The organism is Pseudoclavibacter caeni (genome assembly GCF_008831125.1).
In the GTDB taxonomy this organism is placed as follows: domain Bacteria; phylum Actinomycetota; class Actinomycetes; order Actinomycetales; family Microbacteriaceae; genus Pseudoclavibacter_A; species Pseudoclavibacter_A caeni.
Genome location: NZ_WBKA01000002.1, coordinates 179,683 through 190,360, shown reverse-complemented (window position 1 = coordinate 190,360; position 10,678 = coordinate 179,683). Strand labels below are relative to the sequence as shown.

Below are 10,678 nucleotides of genomic sequence, written 5' to 3'. Positions count from 1 at the left end.
AGGAGCGATGCCGTCGTGGCGACCGAGGCTGATGGCGGCGTCGCCACCGCTGGTGCGGCTCGGTCGAGGCGGGCGTCGTTCGGCGTCCGCCTCGCAGGCGCCATCGATCGCTTCGGCGGACTGTGCGTGGGCATCGACCCTCATGCGGCGCTGCTCGATCAGTGGGGGCTCGACGCCGATCCTGCCGGGCTCGAGCGGTTCGGGCGCACCGTCGTCGCAGCCGCGGCTGGTCGCGTCGGGGTCGTGAAGCCGCAGGTCGCGTTCTTCGAGCGGCTCGGCTCGCGGGGTCTCGCGGCGCTCGAGCGCGTGCTCGCAGACGCCCGTGACACGGGGCTGCTCGTCATCGCCGACGCGAAGCGCGGCGACATCGGCTCGACGAACGCTGGCTATGCCGACGCGTGGCTCGACCCCGCCGGCCCCCTCGCCAGCGACGCGCTCACCATCTCGCCCTACCTGGGCGTCGGCGCGCTGCGGCCGTTCGCCGATGCCGCGCTCCGGCATGGCGCGGGGCTGTTCCTGCTCGCCGCGACGAGCAACCCGGAGGCCGACGCGGTCCAGTCGGCGGCGGTCGCGGGAGAGGAGGGCGACCCGGCATCCTCCGCATCCGCCGCCCGGGGCGTGAGCGTCGCCGCCCACGTCGCCGCCGAGGTGGCCCGCTGGAACGCGGCGGCCGGGGTGGCGACACCCTCGGCCGACTCGACCGGGGGCAGCGCGGGCGGGGCGGCGACGAGTGACTTCACGGGCACGGGTGTCGTGTCTGCCGGTGGAGCGAGGCCGGGGCGGACGGAGCCGCACACTGTCGTGGACCAGCGAGTCGCGTCCGCGGATGACACCGTCGGCCAGCGCGCGAACGACGGCGCACTCGGATCGTTCGGTATCGTGTTCGGGGCGACGCATGCGCCGGTCGCTCGCGGGCTCGACATCCGCCGCACGCCCGATGACCTGCCGGTGCTCGCTCCGGGGTTCGGCGCGCAGGGGGCCCGGCTCGAGGACGCGGCGACGCTGTTCCCCGGCGGTCGCGACCGTGTGCTCGCGAACGTGTCGCGGTCGGTGCTGCGCGGTGCGCCGAACGGTCTGGGCGGACGCATCGACCAGGCCGTCGAGGCGCTCGCCTCGGCGTGGTGAGGGTCGCGCCATCCTGCGCAGGCATGGCCCCGTTCGACGCTGTGGGAGAATGGAGTGCATGACCCCCTCTGATGCATCCGAGTCCCGCTCGGCCGGCGTGGCGACCCCCGTGGCAGCGGAGACCCCCGTGGCCGAGATGACCGCGCCCGCGGCCCCGCAGGACGACGCCGCAGCCCCCGTGACCACACCTGTGACCGGCCCGGCGCCGGATGCCACAGCCACCGCCCCCGCCGCTGACGGCACCACGTCCACCACGCCCGACACCGCGGGTCGCACCGCACCCGCTCGCCTGACCGTGCTCGCCGGCCCCACCGCCGTCGGCAAGGGTACCGTCGCCGCGTACATCCGCGAGCACTGGCCTCAGGTGTGCCTGTCGGTCTCGGCGACCACGCGCCGCCCCCGGCCCGGCGAGATCGACGGCGTGCACTACTACTTCGTCGACGACGAGACGTTCGACCGGATGATCGCCGACGGCGAGTTGCTGGAGTTCGCCACCGTCCACAACTCGCACCGCTACGGCACCCCGCGCGGCCCGGTCGAGCGTGCCCTGCGCGAGGGGCGCCCCGTGCTGCTCGAGATCGACCTGCAGGGCGCCCGCCAGGTGCGCCGCAACGCGCCCGACGCGAGACTCGTGTTCCTGTCGCCGCCGAGCTGGGAGGAGCTCGTGCACCGGCTGATCGGCCGGGGCACCGAGACGCCGGAGGAGCAGCACCGACGACTGGAGACCGCGAAGGTCGAGCTCGCCTCCCGCGACGAGTTCGACGAGGAGGTCGTCAACGACCGGGTCGCACGCGCGGCGCGGGAAGTCGTACACTTGATGGGACTACCGACATCTGAGGAGACCCGCTGAACATGGCCGAAAGCACCGAAGGCATCATCAACCCGCCCATCGACGAGCTGCTCAAGCGCGTCGACTCGAAGTTCGGGTTGGTCATCTTCGCCTCGAAGCGGGCTCGCCAGATCAACAACTACTACACCGATCTGCACGAGGGCAGCCTGTTCAACAACGTCGGCCCGCTCGTCGACGCCGCGGTGGAGGAGGAGCCCCTCTCGATCGCGCTGCGCGAGATCGCCGAGGACAAGCTCGTGATGACCCCGATCGATCCCGCGGAGGAGGCCGAGAAGGCCCGTGCCGCGGCCGAGGCCGCCGCCGACGTGCAGTTCGGCGTCGACGCCGCCGAGGTGGACGCGTTCGGTCCGGTGGACGGCGCGGTCACCGAGGCTGATGCCGATGCCGCGGCCCAGGACGCCTCCGACGCGGCGAAGCCCGCCGACGACCAGGGCGACGCCGCCGCCTCCGACGCGGAATAGCATCCGCCGATGCGCGTGCTGTTCGGGGTGGGCGGGGGCATCGCCGCCTACAAGGCGGTACAGGCCGTCCGGCTGCTCGTGAGGGCCGGCCATGACGTGCACGTCGTGCCCACCGAGAACGCACTGCGCTTCGTGGGTGCGCCCACGTGGGAGGCGATCTCCCGCAACCCCGTCGACCGCGACCTGTTCACCGACGTCGCCGGCGTGCGGCACGTGCGGATGGGCGCGGCCGCCGACCTGGTCGTGATCGCCCCCGCCACCGCCGATCTCATCGCCCGCATGGCGCAGGGGCGGGCGGATGACCTGCTCACCGCATCCCTGCTCGTCGCCGAGTGCCCGGTGCTGATCGCCCCGGCGATGCACTCGCAGATGTGGCGGCATCCGGCGACCCAGGCGAACGTCGCGACCCTGCACGACCGCGGGGTGCAGGTGCTCGGCCCCGGCATCGGCGCGCTCACCGGCCCCGACGAGGGCGTCGGGCGCATGGTCGAGCCAGAGGACATCGCCGTCGAGGTCGACCGCGCCCAGCATCCGAAGGATCTCGCCGGCCGGCTCGTCGTCATCAGCGCCGGCGGCACGCGCGAGCGCATCGACCCCGTGCGGTACCTGGGCAACGACTCGTCCGGCAAGCAGGGCATGGCCCTCGCCGAGGAGGCGCTCGCCCGCGGTGCCGAGGTCGTCGTCGTGGCCGGGCACCTCGACGTGCCGGCCCCGCGCGGCGCCGAGGTGATCAGCGCCCGCTACACCGAGTCGATGCGGCAGGCGATCACCTCGCTCGCCGACGAGGCCGACGTGGTGATCATGGCCGCCGCGATCGCCGACTACCGGCCCGCGAACCAGACGACGACGAAGATCAAAAAGATCGACGAGGGCGACGAGACGACGCTGCGGCTCGTGTCGAACCCGGACATCCTCTCGGAGATCTCGCACCGGCCTGATCGCGGCAACGTGGTCGTCGGTTTCGCCGCCGAGACCGCCTCGGGTGCCGCGCTGCTCGAGCTCGGGCGGGCGAAGATCCGCCGCAAGGGCTGCGATCTGCTGGCCGTCAACGAGGTCGGCGAGGAGAAGGGTTTCGGCCGCGATGAGAACACCGTGTCCGTGCTCGACGCGTCCGGCGAGGTGCTCGCGGCCGTCTCGGGCACGAAGCGCGATGTCGCCGAAGCGATCATCGACCAGATCGTGCGGACGCTGTGACCGGCCGGCATGTCGGCGGGGTGTGGCATCGTGGGCTCGCGGACACGCGCCGACACGTGCGCCCGTCGCCAGGGATGAGCTGAGAGACTACTGGACGGTGGTGTGACGTCCGGGCGGCCGTGTCGGCGCGGCAGGCGTCGACGGCAGAACGGGCGCTGGTCGGGCGCCGGGCACGCACAGAGATCGAGGGAAGCAGGGCAATGAGCGACAGCGAGCTGAGACTCGTCAGCAGTGAGTCCGTCACCGAGGGGCATCCGGACAAGATCTGCGATCAGGTGTCGGATGCGATCCTCGACGCGCTGCTGGCCGTCGACCCGCACGCGCTGACCGCCGTGGAGACGGTGGCCACGCGTGGGCTGGTGCACGTGGTCGGTGAGATCAAGACCGAGGGGTATGTCGAGATCCCGCAGATCGTGCGTGACGTGATCACCGGCATCGGATACACCTCCAGCGAGGTCGGCTTCGACGGCCGCAGCTGCGGGGTGTCGCTGTCGATCGGGCAGCAGTCGGCGGAGATCCGCGACGGTGTACTCACCTCGTACGAGGCGCGTGAGCTGGGGTCGACCGACCCGTTCGACCAGCAGGGCGCCGGCGACCAGGGGATCATGTTCGGGTATGCGACGAACGAGACCCCGGAGTACATGCCCGCCCCGATCGCGATGGCCCACCGCTTGACCCGCCGGCTGGCCGGCCTGCGGCACTCGGGGGAGCTGCCGTGGCTGCGTCCCGACGGCAAGGCGCAGGTGACCATCGGGTTCGACGGTGCGACGCCGCGCACGGTCGACACGGTCGTGGTGTCGACCCAGCACGACCCGGAACGCACGAACGAGGAGATCCGTGAGGCGGTGCGCCGGCTCGTGATCGACCCGGTCGTCGCGGCCAGCGGGCTCGACGCGTCCGGCATGAAGACGTTCATCAACCCGTCGGGGCGGTTCACCGAGGGCGGGCCGGGGTCGGACGCCGGGCTCACCGGGCGCAAGATCATCGTCGACACGTATGGCGGGGCCGCACATCATGGCGGCGGTGCGTTCAGCGGCAAGGATCCCTCGAAGGTCGACCGCTCGGCCGCCTACGCGCTGCGATACGCGGCGAAGAACGCGGTGGCCGCGGGGCTCGCCGACCGCCTCGAGATCCAGGTTGCCTACGCGATCGGCAAGGCCCGCCCCGTCGGACTGTACGCGGACTCGTTCGGCACCGGTCGGCTCGGCTCCGACCAGCGGATCGCTGAGGTGCTGCAGCAGGTGTTCGACCTGCGCCCCGAGGCGATCCTCGAGCGGCTCGACCTGCGCCGGCCGATCTACCAGCGCACCGCCGCGTACGGTCACTTCGGCCGTGACGAGCCCGGGTTCACGTGGGAGGCGCTCGACCGTGTCGACGAGGTGCGCGCAGCCGCCGGCCTCTGAGCGACGGTGTCGCACCCCGCCGGTATCCTGACGGCATGAAGGTCGCCCGTGTCTGCATCGACTCGCCGCTGCCGCATCTCGACCGCGAGTTCGAGTACGCGGTGCCGGACGAGCTGCTCGAGCGCGTGCGCGTCGGCTGTCGGGTCAAGGTGCCGTTCGGGCACCGCCGCCAGCTCGACGCGTGGGTGATCGGCGGCGCCGACCAGGCCTCGTTCGACGGCGCGCTCCAGCCGGTGCGCAAGGTCGTCGGCACGCTGCCCGTGCTCGACCCTGACGTGTGGACGCTCGTGCGCGCGGTCGCCGACCGGCAGGCGGGCATCGCCGCCGACGTGCTGCGTCTGGCGATCCCGCCCCGGCATGCCCGCGCCGAGAGGGCCTGGTGCACAGCCCACCCGGATGTCGTGGCCGAGCTGCTGGCGGCTGGGGAGTCGGCAGGCGAGACCCCGACTGACACGACTGACACGGCCTCGACTGATGGCGCCCCGACCGACGCGGTCCCGGTGGCCGGCACCTCGACCGATCAGATGCCGGCGCCGGAGGGCGCGACCCAGACATCCGCATCCGGCCCTCGACCGGGTCGCGGCACCATGACATCCCACTCCGCAGCGCCCCGCCCAGGCTGGCCCATTCCACGCCAGCACCGCCAGCCGCACGTCGGCTGCGACCTGATCTCGAACAACCGGGTCATCGGCGCCTGGGCCACCGACCTGGTCGCCCTCGTCGCCGACGCGCTTGAGCGTGACGAGACCACGATCGTCGCCGTGCCCGACTTCCGCGACGTGGCACAGGCCGCGGCCGTGCTCGCCGAGCGGTTCCCGGGCGAGACGGTCGCCCGCCTCGACGCCGGCCTCGACGACGAGCCCCGCTACCGGTCGTACCTCGACGCCCGCGGCGGCATCGCCCGCATCATCGTCGGCACCCGCACCGCCGTGTACGCGCCGGCCCGCCACCTCGGGCAGATCATCGTCGTTGAGGACGGCGACCCCTCATACCGCGAGCCCCACGCCCCCTACGCGCACACCCGCGACGTGGCGCTCGTCCGCCAGCGGCAGACCGACTGCCGGCTCGTGTTCCTCTCGAACGCCCCCTCCGTCGCCGTCGAACGGCTCATCGAGATCGGCTACGTCCAGCCGGGCCCGCCCGTGCCGCATCCCCGGGTGATCCCGGCCTCCGCGGTCTGGGGCGACGACCCGCTGCTGCAGCTGGCCCGCATCCCGCAGATCGCGTACGCCATCGCCCGCGACGCGCTGCGCACCGGACCCGTGCTCGTCCAGGTCGCCCGCGCCGGCTATCAGCGCGAGGTGGTCACCGAGGAGGGCACCCGCACCCTCGCCGGCGCAGGCCGCACCGCTGATGAGCTGGGCCGGGCGTTCCGCGAGGTGCCCGTGATCGTCGCGACCGCCGACCAGGTGCGCGAGCAGGTCGGCCCCGCCCCGGCCCTCGTCGTCGCCACCGCCGGCGCCGAGCCCCGCTGCCCGAGCGGCTACCGGGCCGTGCTGCTGCTCGACGCGCTCGCGATCGTCTCGCGCGAGGGGCTCACCGCGGCCGAGGACGCCATCCGGCACTGGTTCACCGCCGCCGCGCTCGCCCGACCTGACGGCACCGTCGTGCTCACCGGCGTGCAGGGCCGGCTCGCCGACGCGCTCGTGCAGTGGGACGCCCGACCGTTCGCTCGCGAGGAGCTCGCCCAGCGCGCGGCCCTCGGGTTCCCGCCCGCGGTGCGGTTCTTCTCGATCACCACCGACCGGGGTGGCACCCAGCGGGCGCTCGCCGACGCCCGGCTGCCCGAGACGGTCGAGGTCGTCTCCACCGATCTGCTGCCCGCGGAGCCCGGCGAGGGCGGCCCGCGCATGGAGGAGGTCACCCTGCTGCGCGTGCCCTACGCGGTCGGGGAGGCCACGGCGCGCGCGCTGAAGGCGGCGGTCGTGCGTGCGACGACCGGTCCGGCCCGTGCCCAGCGTCGGCTGCGGGTGCACGCCGACGACGTGCGGATGCTGACCACGGCCTGACGCGGTGCGACGCCCGGCCGTACACTGGTGCGGTGCGCATCCTCTTCGCTGGAACCCCTGCCATCGCCGCCGACGTGCTGCGTCGGCTCATCGACTCGCCCCATGAGGTGGCCTGCGTGCTCACCCGCCCCGACGCCCCGGTTGGTCGCCGCCGCCGGCTCACGCCGAGCCCGGTCGCCGAGGTCGCCGAGCAGGCCGGCATCCCCGTGGTGCGCGCCGCCCGGGTGACCGACGAGGCACTCGCGGCGATCGCCGACACCGTCGCCCGCGTCGACCTCGGCGTCGTCGTCGCGTACGGGGCGATCCTGCCCGACGACCTGCTCGAGATGCCCGACCACGGCTGGGTGAACCTGCACGTCTCGCTGCTGCCCCGCTGGCGGGGCGCCGCGCCCGTGCAACGGGCGATCGCGGCCGGCGACGAGGCACTCGGCTACTCGATCATCCGCGTCACCAGCGAGCTGGACGCCGGCGAGATCCTGCAGCAGCGGGTGCTGCCGGGCCTCGCCGACGCCACTGCGGGCGAGGTGCTCGACCGGATGGGGCACGTCGGCGCCGACGGGCTGGTCGCGGTGATCGACGCGATCGTCACCGGCACCGCCGACCCCCGCCCCCAGCACGGCGAGGTCACCGTGGCACGCAAGCTCGACCGCGACTTCGGCCGCCTCGACTGGGCCCGCCCCGCCCGCGAGGTCTTCGATCGGTGGCGGGCCGCGACCCCCGAGCCCGGCGCGTGGACGACCCTCGACGCCGAGACGGTCAAGGTCGCCCAGCTCGCCCGCCTCACCGACCCCGCGGACGCAGCCCTCGCCGTGGACGCGCCCGTCACCCCCGGCCGGGTCGTGGTCATACGTCGTCGGGTACTCGTCGGCACCGGGGACGGCCTGCTCGAGGTGCGTCAGCTGCAGCCGGCAGGCCGGAAGGCCATGGCCGCCCGTGACTGGGCGAACGGTCTGCACGCCGAGGCGGTGTTCGCATGACGCACGACGACCGCCGCCGGGGCGACCGGCGTGGCGATCGCGGTCGCCGCCCGCACGACCGCGACCGGCGCCGTCCCCGGGACACCGACCCGCGCCGGGTCGCCCTCGGCGTGCTCGAAGAGGTCGAGGCACACGACGCGTACGCGAACCTCCTGCTGCCCGCCCGGCTCGCCGAGGCCGACCTGAGCCCCCGTGACCGCGCGTTCGCCACCGAGCTCGTCTACGGCACCATCCGCTGGCAGCGGCTCTACGACGAGCTGATCGGCCGGGCCGCCCGGCGCGATCCCGACCGGCTCGCCCGCCGCGTCCGCTGGATCCTGCGGCTCGGCGCCCACCAGACCCTGCACATGCGCGTGCCCGGCCACGCCGCCGTCAACGAGACCGTGCGCCTGGCCCGCCAGACCCGCGAGGATCGCGCCGCCGGCCTCGTCAACGCGGTGATGCACCGCCTCGTCGACCGCGACCCGGCCGACTGGGACGCCGAGCTGCGCCGCGACCTGCCCGCCGACCGCTACCTCAGCGTGCGCTGGTCGCACCCCGAGTGGATCGTGCGCGCCCTGCGCCGCGCCCTCGCCGCCGACGGCCGCCTGCCCGGCGATGACGCCCGCGAGCTCGAGGCGCTCCTCGCCGCCGACGACGCCGCACCGGTCGTGAACCTCGTCGCACTGCCCGGCATCGCCGACCGCGACACGATCCCGGGCGCCGAGTCCGGCACCGTCTCGCCGTTCGGAGCGCTGCTCGCCCACGGCGACCCGGCGGACGTGTGCGGGCACGGCGTGCGGGTGCAGGACGCCGGCTCGCAGGTCGCCGCCCTCGCCCTTGCCGCGGCACCGGGGGACGTCCCGGCCACCGCATCCGCCGCCACGGCAGCCGACCGCGACGCCACGGCCCCTGGGTCCGCAGCAGACCAGACCTGCGGCGCGACCGCATCCGAGCGGTGGATCGACGTGTGCGCCGGCCCGGGCGGCAAGACCGCCCTGCTCGCCGCACTCGCCGCCCGCCGCCAGCCGGATGCATCCGTGGCAGCCAACGAGCCGGTGCCGCACCGGGCCCAGCTCGTGCGCGACGCGCTCGCCGAGGCCGGGTTCGCCGACGTGCCGGTCGCCGAGGGCGACGGCGTCACCGCGCTCGCGGCGGGGGAGTGGGATCGCGCCCTGATCGACGCGCCCTGCACCGGCCTCGGCGCGCTGCGTCGCCGGCCCGAGTCGCGGTGGCGGAAGACGCCCGCCGACCTCGCCACGCTCACCGGCCTGCAGCGGCGGCTGCTGGACGCGGCGGTCGCCGGCGCGCATCCCGGCGCCCTGATCGCGTACATCACCTGCTCGCCACACGTCGCCGAGACCCGCCGGCAGATCGAGGGCGTGCTCGAACGGCATCCGGGCGCGCTGGAGGTGCTCGACACCGCCGCCGTGCTCGCCGACGCCGGCGTCGACCTCGCGGCGGCGGCCGCCGGCACCGGGTTCGCCCCGGTCGGCACAGGTGCCCCCGGCCTGCAGCTGTGGCCACACGTGCACGGCACCGATGCCATGTTCATCAGCCTGCTGCGGAGGCGGGCATGAGCGCGGGCGAGGCGACCGCCGCGGCTGCGGCATCGTCCCACGGCGGAGGCGGCATGGCGTCCGCACGGCAGCCGCGTCGAGCCGGGCTCGTCTATGGCGTCGTCACCTACCTGATCTGGGGCGTGCTGCCGCTGTACTTCGTGCTGATGGCGCCGACCGGACCGGTCGAGCTCGTCGCCGCGCGGGTGATCTTCTCCGTGGTGTTCTGCGCGATCATCGTCGCCGTCACACGCCGCTGGCGGCACATCGGCGCGCTGCTCGCCGACCGGCATGTGGTCGGGCCGCTCGCGGTCGCGGCGCTGCTCATCTACGCGAACTGGCAGCTGTACGTGATCGCCGTGGAGACCGCGCACGTGCTCGAGGCGTCGCTCGGCTACTTCATCAACCCGATCGTGACGGTGCTGCTCGCGGTGATCTTCCAACACGAGCGGCTCACCCGGATGCAGTGGGCGGCTGTCGGGGTGAGCGTGGTCGCGATCGCGGTGCTCGTCGTCGCCTACGGGCAGGTGCCCTGGATCGGGCTCGGCCTCGCCCTCTCGTTCGGGTTCTACGGGCTGATCAAGTCGCGCGTCGCCGACCGGGTGGACGCCATCGGCGGGCTCACCGTCGAGACCACACTGCTCGTGCCGGTCGCGATCGCCGCACTCGTCGTCGTCGAGGTCGGCATGGGCGGGCTCACGTTCGCACGCACCGGCGTCGGCCACGCCCTGCTGCTCGCCTCGACCGGGGTGGTCACCGCGGTGCCGCTGATGACGTTCGCGGCGGCGTCCCGTCGGCTGCCGCTGTCGTGGCTCGGGTTCATCCAGTATCTGGGGCCCACGCTGCAGTTCCTGATCGGGCTGCTCGTGCTGCACGAGCCGATGCCAGCCGCCCGGCTCGCGGGGTTCGCGCTCATCTGGGCCGCGATCGCGCTGCTGCTCGTCGACGGCGCGCTGCAGGCCCGGCGGGCGCACGTGCCGCGGGGATAGCGGCCGGGCCCTCATGCACGAGCCTGCCAGCTGTGCACGGACGTGTCCCGCGCTCATCCGACGGAAGTCGGCCACCATGCGAGCCTGCCAGCCGTGCACGGACGTGTCACAGTACGGCAGGTCCGTGCGCTG

General features: G+C 73.9%; 8 protein-coding genes and 1 pseudogene. All 9 read left to right on the top strand.

The window, feature by feature from the left end:
• The first annotated feature begins 15 nt into the window (after nucleotides 1-15).
• The 9 genes and pseudogenes from pyrF (at nucleotide 16) to rarD (ending at nucleotide 10,546) form a co-directional block, all read left to right on the top strand.
• Nucleotides 16-1,125: an orotidine-5'-phosphate decarboxylase gene (gene pyrF / locus F8O02_RS03410; RefSeq protein ID WP_158035840.1), complete on the top strand. Its 1,110-nt coding sequence runs from the start codon at nucleotides 16-18 to the stop codon at nucleotides 1,123-1,125.
• 58 nt (nucleotides 1,126-1,183) lie between these two features.
• Complete coding sequence (gmk, locus tag F8O02_RS03405; RefSeq protein ID WP_225734089.1) at nucleotides 1,184-1,975, top strand: guanylate kinase; 792 nt, start codon at nucleotides 1,184-1,186, stop codon at nucleotides 1,973-1,975.
• A gap of 2 nt (nucleotides 1,976-1,977) precedes the next feature.
• A pseudogene (gene rpoZ / locus F8O02_RS09150) lies at nucleotides 1,978-2,235 on the top strand (DNA-directed RNA polymerase subunit omega); the annotation flags it as partial.
• Nucleotides 2,236-2,445: 210 nt separating this feature from the next.
• On the top strand, nucleotides 2,446-3,630 hold the full coding sequence (gene coaBC, locus F8O02_RS03395) for a bifunctional phosphopantothenoylcysteine decarboxylase/phosphopantothenate--cysteine ligase CoaBC (RefSeq protein WP_158035837.1): 1,185 nt from the start codon (nucleotides 2,446-2,448) through the stop codon (nucleotides 3,628-3,630).
• A gap of 200 nt (nucleotides 3,631-3,830) precedes the next feature.
• A complete protein-coding gene (metK, locus tag F8O02_RS03390) occupies nucleotides 3,831-5,033 on the top strand; it encodes a methionine adenosyltransferase (protein ID WP_158035836.1) in 1,203 nt (400 codons plus the stop codon).
• A gap of 35 nt (nucleotides 5,034-5,068) precedes the next feature.
• Nucleotides 5,069-7,042 carry a primosomal protein N' family DNA-binding protein gene (locus tag F8O02_RS03385; protein ID WP_158035835.1) on the top strand — a complete coding sequence of 658 codons (1,974 nt, stop codon included), beginning with the start codon at nucleotides 5,069-5,071 and terminating at the stop codon, nucleotides 7,040-7,042.
• 32 nt (nucleotides 7,043-7,074) lie between these two features.
• Complete coding sequence (gene fmt / locus F8O02_RS03380) at nucleotides 7,075-8,019, top strand: methionyl-tRNA formyltransferase (protein ID WP_158035834.1); 945 nt, start codon at nucleotides 7,075-7,077, stop codon at nucleotides 8,017-8,019.
• Nucleotides 8,016-9,578: an RsmB/NOP family class I SAM-dependent RNA methyltransferase gene (locus F8O02_RS03375; RefSeq protein ID WP_158035833.1), complete on the top strand. Its 1,563-nt coding sequence runs from the start codon at nucleotides 8,016-8,018 to the stop codon at nucleotides 9,576-9,578. The genes fmt and F8O02_RS03375 overlap by 4 nt, the downstream gene beginning before the upstream one ends.
• Nucleotides 9,575-10,546: an EamA family transporter RarD gene (rarD, locus tag F8O02_RS03370; RefSeq protein ID WP_225734088.1), complete on the top strand. Its 972-nt coding sequence runs from the start codon at nucleotides 9,575-9,577 to the stop codon at nucleotides 10,544-10,546. Before F8O02_RS03375 ends, rarD begins: the two co-directional genes overlap by 4 nt.
• Nucleotides 10,547-10,678 lie beyond the last annotated feature (132 nt).